The sequence below is a fragment of the Pseudomonas sp. LBUM1659 genome (assembly GCF_059716045.1).
In genome coordinates this window covers 4815898-4833768 of sequence record NZ_CP166797.1, presented here as the reverse complement: position 1 = coordinate 4833768, position 17871 = coordinate 4815898, and the positions used below count along the sequence as shown (strand labels likewise).

The 17871-nt window shown below is 58.7% G+C and carries 14 protein-coding genes, 3 tRNA genes and 1 riboswitch; of the genes, 15 read left to right on the top strand and 2 right to left on the bottom strand.

Going from position 1 to position 17871, the window contains the following annotated elements:
* Window positions 1-55 precede the first annotated feature (55 nt).
* From aruF to astE, 6 genes are all read left to right on the top strand, one after another.
* Window positions 56-1075 (top strand): arginine/ornithine succinyltransferase subunit alpha, encoded by a 1020-nt coding sequence (aruF, locus tag ACA048_RS21905; protein ID WP_497626246.1) that lies wholly within the window; start codon window positions 56-58, stop codon window positions 1073-1075.
* An 84-nt stretch (window positions 1076-1159) separates the two neighbouring features.
* Window positions 1160-2185, top strand: coding sequence for an arginine N-succinyltransferase (gene astA / locus ACA048_RS21900; RefSeq protein ID WP_497626245.1), 1026 nt, complete (start codon window positions 1160-1162; stop codon window positions 2183-2185).
* The gene (astD, locus tag ACA048_RS21895; protein WP_497629914.1) at window positions 2182-3651 is read left to right on the top strand and encodes a succinylglutamate-semialdehyde dehydrogenase; all 1470 of its coding nucleotides are present in this window, start codon (window positions 2182-2184) and stop codon (window positions 3649-3651) included. The genes astA and astD overlap by 4 nt, the downstream gene beginning before the upstream one ends.
* 164 nt (window positions 3652-3815) lie before the next feature.
* A complete protein-coding gene (astB, locus tag ACA048_RS21890) occupies window positions 3816-5162 on the top strand; it encodes an N-succinylarginine dihydrolase (protein ID WP_497626244.1) in 1347 nt (448 codons plus the stop codon).
* Window positions 5163-5187: 25 nt separating this feature from the next.
* Window positions 5188-5475 carry a topoisomerase II gene (locus ACA048_RS21885; protein ID WP_497626243.1) on the top strand — a complete coding sequence of 96 codons (288 nt, stop codon included), beginning with the start codon at window positions 5188-5190 and terminating at the stop codon, window positions 5473-5475.
* A 12-nt stretch (window positions 5476-5487) separates the two neighbouring features.
* On the top strand, window positions 5488-6498 hold the full coding sequence (gene astE, locus ACA048_RS21880) for a succinylglutamate desuccinylase (protein ID WP_497626242.1): 1011 nt from the start codon (window positions 5488-5490) through the stop codon (window positions 6496-6498).
* Window positions 6499-6668: 170 nt separating this feature from the next.
* Here the strand turns inward: astE and ACA048_RS21875 are convergent, their stop codons facing one another.
* Window positions 6669-7178 (bottom strand): 6,7-dimethyl-8-ribityllumazine synthase, encoded by a 510-nt coding sequence (locus ACA048_RS21875; protein ID WP_497626241.1) that lies wholly within the window; start codon window positions 7176-7178, stop codon window positions 6669-6671.
* 102 nt (window positions 7179-7280) lie between these two features.
* Window positions 7281-7453: riboswitch (FMN riboswitch) on the bottom strand.
* Window positions 7454-7649: 196 nt separating this feature from the next.
* Between ACA048_RS21875 and ltaE the strand changes: the two genes are divergently transcribed.
* From ltaE to ACA048_RS21840, 7 genes are all read left to right on the top strand, one after another.
* Complete coding sequence (gene ltaE / locus ACA048_RS21870) at window positions 7650-8654, top strand: low-specificity L-threonine aldolase (RefSeq protein WP_497626240.1); 1005 nt, start codon at window positions 7650-7652, stop codon at window positions 8652-8654.
* A 146-nt stretch (window positions 8655-8800) separates the two neighbouring features.
* Window positions 8801-11425, top strand: a complete 2625-nt coding sequence (gene alaS / locus ACA048_RS21865) for an alanine--tRNA ligase (protein WP_497626239.1) — start codon at window positions 8801-8803, stop codon at window positions 11423-11425.
* A gap of 91 nt (window positions 11426-11516) precedes the next feature.
* A complete protein-coding gene (locus tag ACA048_RS21860; RefSeq protein WP_497626238.1) occupies window positions 11517-12758 on the top strand; it encodes an aspartate kinase in 1242 nt (413 codons plus the stop codon).
* Between the two features lie 187 nt (window positions 12759-12945).
* A complete protein-coding gene (csrA, locus tag ACA048_RS21855; protein WP_002554426.1) occupies window positions 12946-13134 on the top strand; it encodes a carbon storage regulator CsrA in 189 nt (62 codons plus the stop codon).
* Between the two features lie 62 nt (window positions 13135-13196).
* A tRNA-Ser gene (locus ACA048_RS21850) sits at window positions 13197-13287 on the top strand.
* A 107-nt stretch (window positions 13288-13394) separates the two neighbouring features.
* Window positions 13395-13471 (top strand) — tRNA-Arg (locus tag ACA048_RS21845).
* A 72-nt stretch (window positions 13472-13543) separates the two neighbouring features.
* Window positions 13544-13620, top strand: a tRNA-Arg gene (locus ACA048_RS21840).
* A 19-nt stretch (window positions 13621-13639) separates the two neighbouring features.
* Here ACA048_RS21840 and ACA048_RS21835 read toward each other — a convergent pair.
* Window positions 13640-14158, bottom strand: a complete 519-nt coding sequence (locus ACA048_RS21835) for a cell envelope protein SmpA (RefSeq protein ID WP_497626237.1) — start codon at window positions 14156-14158, stop codon at window positions 13640-13642.
* A 319-nt stretch (window positions 14159-14477) separates the two neighbouring features.
* On the opposite strand from ACA048_RS21835, the gene mgtE reads away from it, so the two are divergent.
* Entirely contained in the window at window positions 14478-15920 is a 1443-nt protein-coding gene (gene mgtE / locus ACA048_RS21830) for a magnesium transporter (RefSeq protein ID WP_497626236.1), read from the top strand.
* A gap of 474 nt (window positions 15921-16394) precedes the next feature.
* The gene (gene ltrA, locus ACA048_RS21825; protein ID WP_497626221.1) at window positions 16395-17816 is read left to right on the top strand and encodes a group II intron reverse transcriptase/maturase; all 1422 of its coding nucleotides are present in this window, start codon (window positions 16395-16397) and stop codon (window positions 17814-17816) included.
* Window positions 17817-17871: the final 55 nt, after the last annotated feature.

The window sequence follows — 17871 nt, the reverse complement described above, 5'->3', positions numbered from 1 at the left end:
CAAAAAGCCGGGCCGGTTTATTTTCCTCAAAGAGTTTAGAGAAAGGAGTGACACCATGCTGGTGATGCGCCCCGCGCAAATGGCTGATCTGGGCGAGGTACAGCGTCTGGCTGCGGATAGCCCGATTGGTGTCACTTCCTTGCCGGATGACGTTGAACGCCTGAGCGACAAGATCGCCGCAAGCGAAGCCTCGTTTGCCGCCGAAGTCAGCTTCAATGGTGAAGAGAGCTATTTCTTCGTCCTCGAAGACACGACCACCGGCAAGCTGGCCGGTTGTTCGGCCATCGTGGCCTCGGCGGGGTATTCCGAGCCGTTCTACAGCTTCCGTAATGAAACCTTTGTGCACGCTTCTCGCGAGCTGAAGATTCATAACAAGATCCACGTGCTCTCCCAGTGCCACGACTTGACCGGCAACAGCTTGCTGACCAGTTTCTACGTGCAGCGCGAGCTGGTGGGTTCGCCTTGGGCCGAGCTCAACTCCCGTGGTCGCTTGCTGTTCGTGGCCAGCCATCCGGAACGCTTTGCCGATTCCGTGGTGACCGAGATCGTGGGCTACAGCGATGAAAACGGTGACTCGCCATTCTGGGATGCCATCGGCCGCAACTTTTTCGACCTCAACTACGCTGAAGCCGAACGTCTGTGCGGTCTGAAAAGCCGTACGTTCCTGGCCGAACTGATGCCGCATTACCCGATCTATGTGCCGCTGCTGCCGGACTCCGCTCAAGAGGCGATGGGCCAGGTGCATCCACGGGCGCAGATCACCTTCGACATCCTGATGCGCGAAGGTTTTGAAACCGATCACTACATCGACATTTTCGACGGCGGCCCGACCTTGCACGCACGTGTGACGGGGATCCGTTCGATCGCCCAGAGCCGCGTTGTGCCGGTGAAAATCGGTGAGCCGGTCAAAGGTGCCGGTCGTCAGTACCTGGTGGCCAATGCCCAGTTGCAGGATTACCGCGCCGTGTTGCTTGAGCTCGATTACGCGCCAGGCAAGCCAGTGACCCTGGATCTGCAAGCGGCCGAAGCCTTGGGCGTCGGTGAAGGTGCCAGCGTGCGCTTGGTGGCGGTTTAACGCCGGCTTTGATTTCCAGAAAGAAATGCCTGGAAAGCAGCGAAATTTCACGGGTGGCGCAAGCGGCCCGTTTGAGGAGATAGCATGATCGTTCGTCCCGTACGCAGCAGCGATTTACCCGCTCTGATCGACCTGGCCCGCAGCACCGGCACCGGCCTGACCACTTTGCCGGCCAACGAAGAGCGTCTGGCCCATCGGGTCGGCTGGGCCGAGAAGACCTTTCGCGGCGAAGCCGGGCGCGCTGATGCGGACTACCTGTTCGTACTCGAAGACGACACTGGCCGTGTGGTGGGCATTTCCGCCATCGCCGGTGCGGTCGGCCTGCGCGAGCCCTGGTACAACTTCCGGGTCGGCCTGACGGTCAGCGCTTCGCAAGAGCTGAACATCTACCGCGAGATCCCGACGCTGTTCCTGGCCAATGACCTGACCGGTAATTCGGAATTGTGCTCGTTGTTCCTGCACGCCGATTACCGCACCGGCCTTAATGGCCGCATGCTGGCCAAGGCGCGTATGCTGTTTATCGCCGAGTTCCCGCAACTGTTCGGCAACAAGATCATCGCCGAAATGCGCGGTGTGTCCGACGAAGCCGGGCGCTCGCCGTTCTGGGAGAGCCTGGGCCGCCACTTCTTCAAGATGGAGTTCAGCCAGGCCGATTACCTGACCGGCGTGGGTAACAAGGCGTTCATCGCCGAACTGATGCCGAAGTTTCCGCTGTACACCTGCTTCCTGTCGCCCGACGCGCGCAACGTCATCGGCCAGGTGCACCCGGACACCGAGCCGGCGCTGGCCATGCTAAAGAGCGAGGGTTTCAGCTACCAGGGCTACGTCGACATCTTCGACGCCGGCCCGGCCGTCGAGTGCGAAACCGGCAAGATTCGCGCGGTACGTGACAGCGAGGCGCTGGTGTTGGCCATCGGCACGCCAGGTGACGACGCTACGCCATTCCTGATTCACAACCGCAAGCGCGAAGACTGCCGGATGACTGCCGCGCCAGCACGCCTCGCCGCCGGCACGCTGGTGGTTGATCCGCTGACCGCTAAACGCCTTCAACTCAACGCTGGCGATCAAGTGCGCGCCGTTCCGTTGTCCGCTGCTCGGGAGTCGAAATAATGAATTCGCTGTACATCGCAGGTGAATGGCTGGTCGGCCAGGGTGAATCCTTCCAGTCGCTGAACCCGGTGACCCAGCAAGTGCTGTGGTCCGGCGAAGGCGCCACGGCTGCTCAGGTTGAATCCGCCGTGCAAGCCGCGCGTCAGGCATTCCCCGGCTGGGCCCGGCGTACGCTGGACGAGCGCATTACCGTGCTTGAGGCCTTTGCCGCTGCACTGAAAAACAAGGCAGACGAACTGGCGCACTGCATCGGTGAGGAAACCGGCAAACCGCTGTGGGAGTCGGCGACTGAAGTGACCAGCATGGTCAACAAGATCGCGATTTCGGTGCAGAGCTACCGCGAACGTACCGGCGAGAAGAGCGGCCCTCTGGGCGATGCCACTGCGGTACTGCGTCACAAGCCACATGGCGTGGTGGCGGTGTTTGGTCCTTACAATTTCCCTGGCCACTTGCCGAACGGTCACATCGTGCCAGCGCTGCTGGCCGGTAATAGTGTGTTGTTCAAGCCGAGCGAACTGACCCCGAAAGTCGCCGAGTTGACGGTCAAGTGCTGGATCGAAGCCGGTCTGCCGGCAGGTGTATTGAACTTGCTGCAAGGCGCTCGTGAAACCGGTATCGCCCTGGCGGCGAACCCGGGCATCGACGGCTTGTTCTTCACCGGTTCCAGCCGCACCGGCAACCACTTGCATCAGCAATTCGCTGGTCGTCCAGACAAGATCCTTGCGCTGGAAATGGGCGGTAACAACCCGCTGGTGGTCGACGAAGTGGCAGACCTCGATGCCGCCGTTTACACCATCATCCAGTCGGCCTTCATTTCCGCCGGTCAGCGTTGCACCTGTGCACGCCGTTTGTTGGTGCCGCAAGGCGCCTGGGGCGACACGCTGCTGGCGCGTCTGGTGGCAGTCAGTTCGACGATTGAAGTCGGTGCATTTGATCAACAACCGGCACCGTTCATGGGTTCGGTCATCTCCCTTGGCGCTGCGAAAGCGTTGATGGATGCGCAAGAACATTTGCTGGCCAATGGTGCAGTGACATTGCTGGAAATGACTCAGCCGCAGGCGCAGGCTGCGTTGCTGACTCCGGGTATTCTGGACGTGACAGCTGTGGCTGATCGCCCTGACGAAGAGCTGTTCGGCCCGTTGCTGCAAGTGATCCGCTACGCTGATTTTGAAGCGGCGATCGCCGAAGCCAACGACACCGACTATGGCCTGGCAGCCGGTCTGCTGTCGGATTCGCAAGCGCGTTATCAGCAGTTCTGGCTGGAAAGCCGTGCGGGTATCGTCAACTGGAACAAGCAACTGACCGGTGCGGCGAGCAGCGCGCCATTCGGCGGTGTCGGCGCCTCGGGCAACCATCGCGCAAGCGCCTACTACGCAGCAGATTACTGCGCGTACCCGGTGGCCTCGCTGGAAACCCCGAGCCTGACCATGCCGGCGGCCCTGACGCCTGGCGTGAAAATGGCGTAACGCCCAATCGCGGGCAAGCCCGGCTCCCACAGGATTTGCGTCGGTCACAACATGTGTGAACACGACCGACCTGTAGGAGCCGGGCTCGCCCGCGATGGCCGCACCCCGGTCTCAAAAAATAGCTACTGAAGCCTATAACAACAGATTCTCGTGGAGCCTCGCTGATGAAATCCTATGAAGTCAATTTTGACGGTCTAGTGGGGCCGACCCATAACTACGGCGGTTTGTCCTACGGCAACGTCGCGTCCCAGAGCAACAGCCAGCAGTCCTCGAACCCGAAGGAAGCCGCGCTGCAAGGCCTGGCGAAAATGAAATCGCTGATGGAAATGGGCTTTCAGCAGGGCGTACTGGCTCCGCAAGAACGCCCGGACGTGGCCGCGCTGCGCCGTTTGGGTTTCAGCGGTACCGATGCTCAAGTGATCGAACACGCGGCTAAAGACGCCATGCCGTTGCTGGTCGCCAGTTGCTCTGCGTCGAGTATGTGGGTGGCTAACGCCGCCACGGTCAGCCCAAGTGCCGACACGGCGGATGGCCGCGTGCATTTCACCGCTGCCAACCTCAACTGCAAATACCACCGCAGCATCGAACACCCGACCACCAGCCGCGTGCTGGGCGCCATGTTCGCGGATCAGAAGCACTTTGCTCACCACGCCGCCTTGCCGGCCGTGGCGCAGTTCGGTGACGAAGGCGCCGCCAACCACACCCGTTTCTGCCGTGAATACGGTGAAGCGGGCGTCGAGTTCTTCGTTTTCGGTCGCAGCGCCTTCGACACCCGTTACCCGGCACCGCAGAAATACCCGGCGCGCCAGACGCTGGAAGCGTCCCAGGCGGTCGTCCGCCTGCACGGCCTGAGCGAAGACGGCGTGGTCTACGCGCAGCAAAACCCGTCGGTAATCGATCAGGGCGTATTCCACAACGACGTGATCGCAGTGGGTAACGGTGAGGTGTTGTTCTATCACGAGGACGCCTTCCTCGACACCGAACAGATGCTCGCCGAACTGCAAAGCAAACTCGCCAAAGTCGGTGGGAAATTTCAGTCAGTCTGCGTACCGCGCTCCGCAGTAACCGTGGAAGACGCCGTTCGTTCCTACTTGTTCAATAGCCAACTGCTGTCGCGTCCTGACGGCTCGATGCTGTTGATCGTGCCGGAAGAGTGCCGTGGCAACGAGCGTGTCTGGCAATACCTGCAAGGTTTGACCAGCTCCGGCGGCCTGATCCGCGAAGTGAAAGTGTTCGATCTGAAGCAGAGCATGCAGAACGGCGGTGGCCCGGCTTGCCTGCGGTTGCGCGTCGCACTGAATGAAACCGAACTGGCAGCCGTCAATCCAGGAGTTATCATGACGGCACCGTTGTACGGCACGTTGACCGAATGGGTCGACAAGCACTACCGCGACCGCATGACTGAAAACGATCTTGCGGACCCGCAATTGCTGCTTGAGTGCCGGACGGCACTGGATGAACTGACGCAAATCCTTAAACTGGGCGCGGTTTATCCATTCCAGATCAATTGAAAGTCTCAAACGAGAGCGTAAAAACATGAGCGATACCCTGCAGCTGATCCTTGAAGACACCGACGGCACGCAACTGGAAACCTCCTGCACCCGCGTCGCGGTCATGTGGCAAGGCAAAGAGCTGTGGATCCAGCACGATGGCCGCGGCCAACTGCTGATCGGTGTGGACGTTGAAGAAGGCGATGCTGAATACGCTAACCTGCTGCTGCGCCCATTGGCGACTAATCTGGTAAGTCTGCAACTGGAAATGGAACCGGCTGATGTCGGTGACGAAGACCACGAGCACGGCCCGGATTGCGCACACGACCACTAAGGAAACCGCTCTATGCTCGCCCTCGGCAAACTGCTTGAACTGACCCTCGCCGGCCGCGAACCGGCGGAGAAGACTCAACTGACTGTCGAAGGCGTGCGGATGCGCTGGTTGAGCGAAGGTGCGCTGGAAGTCCGGCCACCGCAAGCGAGTGACAATGGCCTGGACCTGCTGCTGTCGGCCGGTATCCACGGCAACGAAACAGCGCCGATCGAGTTGCTTGATCGCCTGTTGCATGACATCGCTCGTGGCGACTTGAAGCCACGCGCACGAATTCTGTTTCTGTTCGGTAACCCCGACGCGATCCGTAAAGGTGAGCGCTTCATCGAACAGGACGTCAATCGGCTGTTCAATGGCCGTCATGAACAGAGCAGCGGCTCAGAAGCCTTGCGCGCTTGTGAGCTGGAGCGGCTGGCGGCGGTTTTCTTCAGCCTGCCGGATCGCCAGCGTCTGCACTATGACCTGCACACCGCGATTCGCGGCTCGAAAATCGAGCAGTTCGCCTTGTATCCCTGGAAGGAAGGTCGCCAGCATTCGCGTCAGGAACTGGCGCGCCTGCGTGCTGCCGGCATGGAGGCGGTGTTGTTACAGAACAAGCCATCCATCGTCTTCAGTTCCTACACCTACGACAAGCTGGGCGCCGAGTCCTTCACCCTTGAACTGGGCAAGGCACGGCCGTTCGGGCAAAACGCCGGGGTCAATGTTTCCCTGCTGGAAGCCCGCCTGAAACAGATCATCGAAGGTACCGAACCGGAACTGACCGAGTCGGCACTGGACGGCTTGCAGCTGTACAGCGTGGCGCGGGAAATCATCAAGCACAGCGATAGCTTCCGCTTGAACCTTCCGGCGGACATCGAGAACTTTTCTGAGCTGGACGTGGGTTACCTGCTGGCGGAAGACATCGCCAATACCCGTTGGATCATCGAAGAAGAGGGCGCCCGGATCATCTTCCCGAACCCCAAGGTGAAGAATGGCTTGCGCGCCGGCATCCTGGTCGTACCAGCCACCGACGAAAACCTGGCCTGAGATCAACGCATAACAAATGTGGGAGCGGCGGTGCGGCGATCCGACTTGCTCGCGAAGGCGGACTGACAGTCAACACCTGCGTTGAATGTTAAACCGGTATCGCGAGCAAGCCCGCTCCCACATTAGGTTTGGGTGAAGGCGCAGACTTCACCCGGACCAACGACTTTGGATTAAACAGCCACCGCACGCGGCTCACTACGACGCAACGCGCGCATCTTGTGCAGCGTATCCGTGCACGTTTTCGCCGCTTCCTGACCTTTATGCACAAAATGCTCGAAGAAGAATTTCTGATGTTCTTCGCCGGCATGGAAGTGGTGCGGGGTCAAAACCACCGAGAACACCGGCACTTCGGTTTCCAACTGGACCTGCATCAGGCCGCTGATCACCGATTGCGCCACGAATTCGTGACGGTAGATCCCGCCGTCGACCACCAGGCCTGCGGCGACGATACCGGCGTAACGACCGGACTTGGCCAGCAGCTTGGCATGCAGCGGGATTTCAAAGGCGCCGCCGACTTCGAAGAAATCGATTTCCGATTCCTGATAACCCTGAGCAATCATTTCGGCCACGAAGCCTTTGCGGCTTTGATCGACGATTTCTTTGTGCCAGCAGGCCTGGATGAACGCAACGCGCTCGCCCTGATGGTTTTTGCTTTTGCTATCGATTGCGGTGGGTTGCATGTTCTGACTCCTGTTTATGTATAAAACAGGGCGTATGAATCGAATGGGATTTCGGGGTGCGCACGCTTGCACGAATGCCTGCGGACGGCCCTTTGGCGTCAATCCCGTTCTCTCTTCATCCGGACTATGACCGTCGGCCCCGGGATCACACCGGGTCTGCTGACCTTGTCGTCATACACAGCCATTTGCCGTGCCTGTCGCCAAGCGCTCGCGGGCTATGCGCGTTGCGCGCAATTACCGCCGGTGGGGAGTTGCACCCCGCCCTGAGAACGTTTTGCCGTCAGAGTGTCTGGCAGCGCAGCGTTTTTAACACATATTTCAGAGCCGCGCATCGCTGCTATCCGATGATTGCGATCGACTTTTTCGCTAGGCTTGAGAGGCCTTTTCCCGCTCAAGGGTTGATTATTCGTTGTCATGCCCGCAGTAATTCCGACCTGGAAGGGATTTCCCCTACTTACCGAGGCCAGATTCATGAACGTTATCGATCTTCGCAGCGACACCGTCACCCAACCCTCCGTCGGGATGCTCGACGCGATGGCTAAGGCGGCCACCGGTGACGACGTTTATGGTGAAGATCCGACGGTCAACGGCCTTGAAGCCGAGCTTGCGCAGCGGCTGGGTTTCGCCGCAGCGCTGTTCGTACCGACGGGCACCATGAGCAACTTGCTGGGTTTGATGGCGCATTGCGAACGCGGTGATGAATACATTGTTGGCCAGCAGGCTCACACCTATAAGTACGAAGGCGGTGGGGCGGCGGTGCTTGGTTCGATCCAGCCGCAGCCGCTGGAAGTGCAGGCCGACGGCTCGCTGAACCTGGCCCACGTGGCCGCCGCGATCAAACCGGACGATTTCCACTTCGCCCGCACCCGTTTGCTGGCGCTGGAAAACACCATGCAAGGCAAAGTACTGCCGCTTGAGTATCTGGCGCGGGCCCGAAGCTTTACCCGTGAACATGGGTTGCAGCTGCACCTGGACGGCGCCCGACTCTACAACGCAGCCGTCAAACTGGGTGTTGATGCCAAGGAAATCACTCAGCACTTCGATTCCGTTTCGGTCTGCCTGTCCAAAGGCCTGGGTGCGCCAGTCGGTTCGGTACTGTGCGGCTCGGTCGAGTTGATCGGCAAGGCGCGCCGCTTGCGCAAAATGGTCGGGGGCGGCATGCGTCAGGCCGGGCTTCTGGCCGCGGCGGGTTTGTATGCCCTGAACAACAATGTCCAGCGTCTGGCCGATGACCATGCCAATGCACAATTCCTGGCCGAAGGCTTGCGTGCAGCGGGTTACGACGTCGAACCGGTGCAGACCAACATGGTTTACGTGCAGATGGGCGACAAAGCTGAAGCGATCAAGACTTTCGCTGCTGAGCGCGGGATCAGGTTGAGCGCGGCAGGGCGTCTGCGTATGGTCACGCACATGGACGTCAGTCGTGAGCAAATCGAGCAGGTCGTCGCGGCATTCGTCGACTTTTCACGCAAGTGATAGCGTTAGCCGTCCAATTGACTGCTTGTAACGTACAAACACACTGTACCTAGTCACTAACGCCGATATAATGCGGCCCTTTGCCGTCGCTTCGTCTGTTGACGTTTCGAACAGGCCTTTGGCCGCAGCCTCCGTGGAAGAACCTAATGAAAAGCGCAGAAATCCGTGAAGCCTTCCTTCGCTTCTTCGAAGAGCAAGGCCACACCCGTGTAGCCTCCAGCTCTTTGATTCCGGGCAACGACCCAACCCTGCTGTTCACTAACGCGGGGATGAACCAGTTCAAGGACTGCTTCCTGGGCCAGGAAAAACGCGCGTACACCCGCGCGGTCAGCAGCCAGAAATGCGTGCGCGCCGGCGGCAAGCACAACGACCTGGAAAACGTCGGTTATACCGCCCGTCACCACACCTTCTTCGAAATGCTGGGCAACTTCAGCTTCGGTGATTATTTCAAGCGTGACGCCATCACCTACGCCTGGAACTTCCTGACGTCCGACCAGTGGTTGAACCTGCCAAAGGAAAAGCTCTGGGTCACCGTCTACGCCAGCGATGACGAGGCGTACGACATCTGGACCAAGGAAATCGGTGTCCCGGCCGAGCGCATGGTTCGTATCGGCGATAACAAAGGCGCGCCGTACGCGTCCGATAACTTCTGGACCATGGGCGATACTGGCCCGTGCGGCCCTTGCACCGAGATTTTCTACGATCACGGCGCCGACATCTGGGGCGGCCCACCGGGTTCGCCGGAGGAAGACGGTGACCGTTACATCGAAATCTGGAACAACGTGTTCATGCAGTTCAACCGCACCGCCGATGGCGTGTTGCACCCGCTGCCGGCACCGTCGGTCGACACCGGCATGGGCCTGGAACGGATCAGTGCCGTGCTGCAGCACGTTCACTCGAACTATGAAATCGACCTGTTCCAGAGCCTGCTGATCGCTTCGGCCAAGGCCATCGGTTGCACCAACGACGCTCAGGCTTCCCTGAAAGTCGTGGCTGACCACATCCGTTCCTGCGGCTTCCTGATTGCCGACGGTGTGCTGCCGTCCAACGAAGGTCGCGGTTATGTACTGCGCCGAATCATTCGTCGCGCTTGCCGTCACGGCAACAAGCTGGGGGCCAAGGGCAGCTTCTTCTACCAGATCGTTGCGGCCCTGGTCGCCGAGATGGGCGAAGCCTTCCCGGAGCTGAAATCCCAGCAGGCGCATATCGAACGCGTTCTGAAAGCCGAAGAAGAGCAGTTCGCCAAAACCCTGGAGCAGGGCCTGAAAATCCTCGAGCAGGATCTGGCCGACCTCAAAGGCGACGTGGTGCCGGGCGACGTCGTGTTCAAACTCTATGACACCTACGGCTTCCCGATGGACCTGACCGGCGACATCGCTCGCGAGCGTAGCCTGACCATCGACGAAGAAGGCTTTGAACGTGAAATGGAAGCCCAGCGCGTCCGTGCCCGTTCCGCCAGCTCCTTTGGCATGGACTACAACAGCCTGGTCAAGGTTGATGTGGCCACCGAATTTACCGGTTACGAGGCGACCAGCGGTTCGGCGAAAATTGTCGGTCTGTATAAAGATGGCCAAGCGGTCGATGTATTGAGCGAAGGTGAAGAGGGCGTGATCGTCCTGAACCAGACGCCGTTCTACGCGGAGTCGGGCGGTCAGGTGGGTGACTGCGGTTACTTGCAGGCCGGCGCTTCGCGTTTCGACGTGCGTGACACCACCAAGACCGGTGGCGCGTTCCTGCACCACGGCGTGCTGGCTTCGGGCAGCTTGTTGATCGGCGCATCCGTGGAAGCTCACGTCGAAGCCGACGTGCGCCACGCGACTTCGCTGAACCACTCGGCAACTCACTTGCTGCACGCTGCATTGCGTCAGGTGCTGGGCGATCACGTTCAGCAGAAAGGTTCGTTGGTCGACAGTCAGCGCCTGCGCTTTGACTTCAGCCACTTCGAAGCCATCAAGCCTGATCAGTTGAAGGCGCTGGAAGACATCGTCAACGCCGAGATTCGCAAGAATTCCGCCGTTGAAACCGAAGAAACCGACATCGAAACCGCCAAGAAAAAAGGCGCCATGGCGCTGTTCGGCGAGAAGTACGGCGACAACGTGCGTGTGCTGAGCATGGGCGGCGATTTCTCGGTTGAGCTGTGTGGTGGTATCCACGCCAACCGTACCGGCGACATCGGCCTGCTGAAAATCATCAGCGAAGGCGGTGTGGCTTCGGGCGTACGTCGTATTGAGGCAGTTACCGGTGCGCAAGCGCTGGCCTACTTGAACGCTGCCGAAGAACAACTCAAGGAAGCGGCCAACCTGGTCAAGGGCAGCCGCGACAACCTGATCGACAAGCTGTCGGCTGTGCTGGAGCGCAACCGTCTGCTGGAGAAGCAACTCGAGCAGTTGCAAGCCAAGGCTGCCAGTGCGGCGGGCGACGATTTGTCGGCCTCTGCGCTGGACGTCAAAGGCGTGAAAGTGCTGTCCGTGCGTCTGGACGGTCAGGATGGCAAGGCGCTGCTGGCGCTGGTCGATCAACTGAAAAACAAACTCGGCCGCGCAGTGATCCTGCTCGGCAGTGTCCATGAGGAAAAGGTCGTGCTGGTTGCTGGCGTGACCAAAGACCTGACTGGCCAACTCAAAGCCGGTGATTTGATGAAACAAGCCGCTGCGGCAGTGGGCGGGAAGGGCGGTGGTCGTCCAGACATGGCGCAGGGCGGCGGTACAGACGCCGGCGCTCTGGATGCAGCATTGGCCCTGACCGTTCCATTTGTAGAGCAGGGTTTATAAGGCAGTGCTTCCGGCCCGCGGTCTAGTCGCGGGCCAGAACGCTGTTTGAGTGATAATTTGGGCGCCCTTCATGGGCAGAGGCGGCTTTGAAATGGCTTTGATCGTACAGAAATTTGGAGGCACCTCGGTCGGCACTGTCGAGAGAATCGAGCAGGTCGCCGACAAGGTTAAGAAATTCCGCGAAGCCGGCGATGACCTGGTGGTTGTGCTGTCTGCAATGAGCGGCGAAACCAACCGTCTGATCGATCTGGCCAAGCAAATCAGTGGCGGCGACCAGCCGGTTCCTCGCGAGCTGGATGTGATCGTCTCCACCGGTGAACAGGTGACGATTGCGCTGTTGGCCATGGCGCTGATCAAGCGCGGCGTGCCAGCGGTGTCCTACACCGGCAATCAGGTACGGATTCTGACCGACAGCGCGCACAATAAAGCGCGTATCTTGCAGATTGATGACCAGAAGATTCGTGGTGATCTGAAAGCTGGTCGCGTGGTGGTTGTCGCCGGTTTCCAGGGCGTCGACGAGCACGGCAACATCACCACCCTCGGTCGTGGCGGTTCCGACACCACCGGCGTGGCGTTGGCCGCAGCCTTGAAGGCTGATGAATGCCAGATCTATACCGACGTCGATGGTGTCTACACCACTGATCCGCGTGTGGTGTCCGTGGCCCAGCGCCTGGACAAGATTACCTTCGAAGAGATGCTGGAAATGGCCAGCCTCGGTTCCAAGGTGTTGCAGATCCGCGCGGTCGAGTTCGCCGGCAAGTACAACGTTCCGCTGCGCGTACTGCACAGCTTCAAGGAGGGTCCGGGCACCCTCATTACTATTGATGAAGAGGAAACCATGGAACAGCCGATCATTTCCGGCATCGCTTTCAACCGCGATGAAGCCAAGCTGACCATCCGTGGCGTGCCAGACACCCCGGGCGTGGCGTTCAAGATTCTCGGCCCGATCAGTGCCGCGAACATCGAAGTCGACATGATCGTGCAGAACGTTGCGCACGATAACACCACCGACTTCACCTTCACCGTGCACCGCAACGACTTCCAGGCCGCACAAACCGTGCTGGAAAACACCGCTCGCGAGATCGGTGCCCGTGAAGTGGTAGGTGACATCAAGATTGCCAAGGTATCGATTGTCGGCGTAGGCATGCGCTCTCACGCAGGCGTGGCCAGCCGCATGTTCGAATCCCTGGCGAAAGAAAGCATCAACATCCAGATGATCTCGACGTCGGAAATCAAAGTCTCCGTCGTGATCGAAGAGAAGTACCTGGAATTGGCTGTGCGCGCTCTGCATACGGCTTTCGAACTGGACGCGCCGGCCCGACAGGGCGAGTGATGCGTTTGCCGAAGGGCGCGGTCTGACCGCGCCCTTCGTTTTTTTTGAATAGCGCGACCCAAGACTGTTCTTTTGCTCGCGCTGGTCAATACTCAGGCATGTAGGGCTGCGATCATTCTGGTTGTGGGTCAAGTGCCTTTTTTTTGCAGACTGTTGTCCCTGAAATGAAATGCGTTAGGAGAAAGGTATGCTGATTCTGACCCGGCGGTGCGCAGAAAGCCTGATTATTGGTGATGGCGAAATCACCGTGACCGTGCTCGGCGTCAAAGGAAATCAAGTGCGTATCGGTGTCAACGCCCCGAAAGAGGTTGCCGTGCACCGTGAAGAAATTTACCTGCGTATTAAGAAAGAGAAGGACGAAGAACCAAGCCATTAATTTTTATCGTTTTTTATGTTTGCAAACGGGGAAAAGGTTGGTTAAGATACGCCCCGTGTTGCGGAGAGCTGGCCGAGTGGCCGAAGGCGCTCCCCTGCTAAGGGAGTACACCTCAAAAGGGTGTCGGGGGTTCGAATCCCCCGTTCTCCGCCATTATTTGCGTAGTACGTTGTAATCTGGCTTCTTCGGTAAGTTGTTGAAATTACTAGAAAAAGTGTTTGACATAGAGATTAGACGGCCTATAATGCGCGGCAACAAATGCACTCGTAGCTCAGCTGGATAGAGTACTCGGCTACGAACCGAGCGGTCACAGGTTCGAATCCTGTCGAGTGCACCATTTAAGAGTTGTTTGCAGTAATGCGAGCGACTTTGCTTCAGCCAGTTGTGGTCTGGTTTAAAAACACAAAATGCACTCGTAGCTCAGCTGGATAGAGTACTCGGCTACGAACCGAGCGGTCACAGGTTCGAATCCTGTCGAGTGCACCAAACAACAAAAAGCCCGCGTTTAACGCGGGCTTTTTGCCGTCTGGAGTTTGGCTTTTCCCTTCGTGCATCCTTTCTCATCGAACTCGACGTGCGCGCTACGACCTCGCTTGGTGTCGTAACGATAGGTCGTTGATGAATTCCTGATATTGATCTTGTCTGGCTTGCCGAGTGCGCTCTCGACGTCCTGCTGGCTCATGCCGGCGACGACACGTTGATTGATGATCGCTGTGCGTCGCTCCTTGGCGTTGATCAGATTCCCGCATTTGTCCTCGGCCTGACCCACGATGGTTGGCGCTCTCCTTTGGTTTTTCATACCTGATGTTTCGCCTGTGTCGGCGCTTGGCATGAGCGCAATCGTGCTGCCGGGTGTGAACGTGTGCACATCCTGCAAAGACAGACGCTCTCCGGCCGTGCAGCTCAAGGTGGTGAAGGTCACCTGCCCGTTGGGGGCTTCACATCGGTGAACAGTCTCTGCCTGCAGTCGAGGCGGTAGGCAGAGCAGGGCAGTCAGCAAAAAATAGTACGCAGTCGGTGGCATTTGACGTCCTCCATGACGGTCGATATCAAGGGTAGCTGCTACATTTTTCGAGGGCGGTGTGTTTTCTTTTCAGAATGAGTCGTCGCAATTGGATAGATAAGGTGGTGCTCAGGTTTGTCTTGCAAGCGCTTGTTTCAGCCACGATTTTTTAACGTTTAAAACCGTTGGGCGGTGTATCATTGCGCCCGTCAGCCCCGCCGGGGCTTGTGGAATACCTCCATGGACTTACCCAGTAGTTACTCAGTACCCCGTTTTACCAATCATGAATTGACTGATTGATCCTTCCGGCGTGCCCCGCTGCTGGGAGTGGAGTTCGCCTATGTCTGAAGTTGAAGTAAAAAAAACGCAAGAAAGCCTGCAGGACCGCCTCGCTCAAGTTGTTGAGCTGTTGCAGCGTCAGCGGGTCATCGAAGACCTGACTCATCGCCAGGAAGGTCCGCATCACGACCGGGTCGAGAACCTGGTTCACCGGCAAAATCTCGTCGAGCTGCAACGCAAGCTCGATGATCTGCACTCCGCCGACGTCGCCTACATACTTGAAGCGCTGCCGCTGCATGATCGTCTGACGCTTTGGCAATTGGTCAAGGCGGATCGCGACGGCGACATCTTGCTCGAAGTATCCGATTCGGTCCGTGAAACCCTGATCGCCGACATGGACGATCACGAGCTCCTGGCTGCGGCCAAGGACATGGATGCTGACGAACTGGCTGACCTGGCTTCCGAGCTGCCGCGAGACGTCGTCCACGAGCTGATGGAAACCCTCGATGGTCAACAGCGCGAGCGCGTTCGCTCCGCGTTGTCCTATGACGAGGAGCAGGTCGGTGCGCTGATGGACTTCGAGATGGTGACCATCCGTGAGGATGTCAGTCTCGAAGTGGTTCTGCGTTACCTGCGTCGCCTCAAGGAGCTGCCGGGCCATACCGACAAATTGTTTGTGGTCGACTATGACGGCGTGCTCAAGGGCGTGCTACCGATCAAGCGTCTGCTGGTCAACGATCCGGAAAAACAGGTTTCGGAGGTCATGGCCAGTGATCCGGTGAGTTTTCACCCGGACGAGGACGCCTACGACGCTGCTCAGGCGTTCGAACGTTACGACTTGATTTCGGCGCCCGTAGTCGACAAAAACGGCAAGCTGATCGGTCGTCTGACCATCGATGAAATGGTCGACCTGATTCGTGAAGAGAGCGAAAACGAAGTTCTCAACATGGCGGGTCTGCGCGAAGAAGAAGATATTTTTGCGTCAGTCTGGAAATCCCTGCGCAACCGTTGGGCCTGGCTGGCGGTCAACCTGATTACCGCGTTTATTGCATCCCGGGTGATCGGCCTGTTTGAAGGCTCCATCGAAAAACTGGTCGCACTGGCGGCGTTGATGCCGATCGTGGCCGGTATCGGTGGCAACTCCGGTAACCAGACCATCACCATGATCGTTCGGGCCATGGCGCTGGATCAGGTTAGTACTGGTAATACCTCGCGACTGATGCGTAAGGAGTTGGCGGTCGGTCTGATCAATGGCCTGGTCTGGGGCGGGGTGATCGGGGTGGTGGCCTATCTGCTTTATGGCAGTTGGTCCCTTGGCGTGGTCATGACGGCCGCCATGACGCTCAATCTGTTGCTGGCGGCGTTGATGGGGGTTTTGATTCCGATGACCCTGGCGCGGCTTGGACGCGACCCTGCGATGGGTGCGAGCGTGATGATCACCGCAATGACCGACAGTGGCGGGTTCTTCATCTTCCTCGGGCTGGCGACGATATTCCTGCTCTGACTTGACCTGCTTTAAGAAACCCGCCCATTCGGCGGGTTTTTTTTGGGGTGCGCCAGGCATGGCGCGTTGCGCGCAAGCGCAATCAGCTTGGCTGTGGTGGCCACGCTGGTGACTTGGAGGTGAAAGTCCTCTACACACCCGGCAAGGGGAAGTGTTAGCCAGAGGCAAGGGTGTCGTGGGTGACTGCGAATCTGAAGGAAGCCCGAGGCAAAGTGCTGGCCTGACGAACAGGAAGCGGATAGAGGCGGCGCAGCGGGGTAAGACGGCCCAAACCGTTAAAGCCCAATACTTGCACGGAACGCTGTGACGTAGATCCGACAGGCATAAGCAGGAAGGTCGCGCGAATTACCCTGGGAGATCTGCACGTTTGCCAGTGTGCTACCGAGCGTCGAGAGGCGACGGGATGAACGTGCAGAAGTCAGCTGAAGCCGTAGTAAGTGGCGAATGACCACGCCACCAAGGGCCGAACAGGTTATGCCGCCAGTAGGCGTCGAAGTCTCGTTGAATACCGAAATGCAGAAATTTCTCCCAGAGAAGACTGTTACTCCGAGTCCCGGACAGAATCCGAGGATGACGGCTGACAGCGCACAGGTATCGACGGCGTCTGTGACGTGGACGAAAGCGGAGCCGGACACGCTGATGGCGCGGGTGCTTGCACCCGCCAACCTCAAGCGTGCGTATCAACGCGTAGTCAGCAACAAGGGCGCGCCGGGTGCCGATGGCATGACGGTCGAGCATTTGTCAGGTTACGTGAAACAGTATTGGCCGATCCTTAAGGCTCGGTTGCTGGCCGGCGAGTATCACCCGCAAGGTGTGCGCGCCGTCGACATCCCCAAACCCAAAGGTGGCACAAGGCAGTTGGGCATTCCCGGTGTCGTGGATCGCCTGATCCAACAAGCTCTGCTGCAACAGCTCACGCCGATCTTCGACCCGCTGTTCTCGAACCACAGCTACGGTTTTCGTCCGGGCAGAAGCGCTCACCAAGCCATCGAAACAGCCCGCGCCCATGTGGCGGCGGGTCACCGTTGGTGCGTGGAACTTGATCTGGAGAAGTTCTTTGATCGGGTCAACCACGATGTCCTGATGGCCTACGTGGCGCGTCAAATCGAAGACAGGCGTGTACTCACGCTGATCCGTCGTTACCTCGAAGCGGGAACGATGTCAGGTGGACTCGTCAGTCGACGGCAGGAAGGGACGCCGCAAGGCGGCCCGCTCTCGCCGTTGCTGTCGAACATCCTGCTCAACGAACTCGACCGTGAGCTGGAACGACGGGGCCATCGCTTCGTGCGTTATGCCGATGACGCGAACATTTATGTGCGCAGTCGCCGTGCCGGCGAACGAGTGATGGCCGGCGTCGAGCGTTTCCTGAGCCAGCGCCTGAAACTGACGTTGAACCGGGAAAAGAGCCGTGTGGCACGGCCTTGGGCCTGTGATTACTTAGGCTATGGGATGAGCTGGCATCAACAGCCGAGACTAAGAGTGGCGACGATGAGTCTAGGTCGCTTGCGCGACCGATTGAGAATGCTGTTACGTCATGCTCGGGGCTGCAAAATGGCGACTGTCATCGAGCGGATAAACCCCGTACTGCGTGGCTGGGCAGGATACTTCAAACTCAGTCAGAGCAAGCGGCCGCTTGAGGAAATTGACGGTTGGGTGCGTCACAAGCTTCGCTGTGTCGTATGGCGTCAATGGAAGCGGCCCTCTACGAGGGCGCGCAACTTGATACGTTTGGGACTCGGTGAGGCACGGGCGTGGAAATCGGCAGTCAATGGCCGAGGCCCATGGTGGAACTCGGGAGCGCCACATATGAATCAGGCGCTACCGAAGAAGCTGTGGGATCGACTCGGGCTGGTCTCGATACTGGATACGATAAACCGGCTTAACCGCATAGCCTGAACCGCCGTATACGGAACCGTATGTACGGTGGTGTGAGAGGACGGCGGATGTGAAT

Excerpts from the sequence above, each read along its gene's own strand:
- aruF (WP_497626246.1), top strand. The coding sequence starts at position 56 with ATGCTGGTGATGCGCCCCGCGCAAATGGCTGATCTGGGCGAGGTACAG.
- astA (WP_497626245.1), top strand. The coding sequence starts at position 1,160 with ATGATCGTTCGTCCCGTACGCAGCAGCGATTTACCCGCTCTGATCGAC.
- astB (WP_497626244.1), top strand. The coding sequence starts at position 3,816 with ATGAAATCCTATGAAGTCAATTTTGACGGTCTAGTGGGGCCGACCCAT.
- ACA048_RS21885 (WP_497626243.1), top strand. The coding sequence starts at position 5,188 with ATGAGCGATACCCTGCAGCTGATCCTTGAAGACACCGACGGCACGCAA.
- astE (WP_497626242.1), top strand. The coding sequence starts at position 5,488 with ATGCTCGCCCTCGGCAAACTGCTTGAACTGACCCTCGCCGGCCGCGAA.
- ACA048_RS21875 (WP_497626241.1), bottom strand. The coding sequence starts at position 7,178 with ATGCAACCCACCGCAATCGATAGCAAAAGCAAAAACCATCAGGGCGAG.
- ltaE (WP_497626240.1), top strand. The coding sequence starts at position 7,650 with ATGAACGTTATCGATCTTCGCAGCGACACCGTCACCCAACCCTCCGTC.
- alaS (WP_497626239.1), top strand. The coding sequence starts at position 8,801 with ATGAAAAGCGCAGAAATCCGTGAAGCCTTCCTTCGCTTCTTCGAAGAG.
- ACA048_RS21860 (WP_497626238.1), top strand. The coding sequence starts at position 11,517 with ATGGCTTTGATCGTACAGAAATTTGGAGGCACCTCGGTCGGCACTGTC.
- csrA (WP_002554426.1), top strand. The coding sequence starts at position 12,946 with ATGCTGATTCTGACCCGGCGGTGCGCAGAAAGCCTGATTATTGGTGAT.
- ACA048_RS21835 (WP_497626237.1), bottom strand. The coding sequence starts at position 14,158 with ATGCCACCGACTGCGTACTATTTTTTGCTGACTGCCCTGCTCTGCCTA.
- mgtE (WP_497626236.1), top strand. The coding sequence starts at position 14,478 with ATGTCTGAAGTTGAAGTAAAAAAAACGCAAGAAAGCCTGCAGGACCGC.
- ltrA (WP_497626221.1), top strand. The coding sequence starts at position 16,395 with ATGCCGCCAGTAGGCGTCGAAGTCTCGTTGAATACCGAAATGCAGAAA.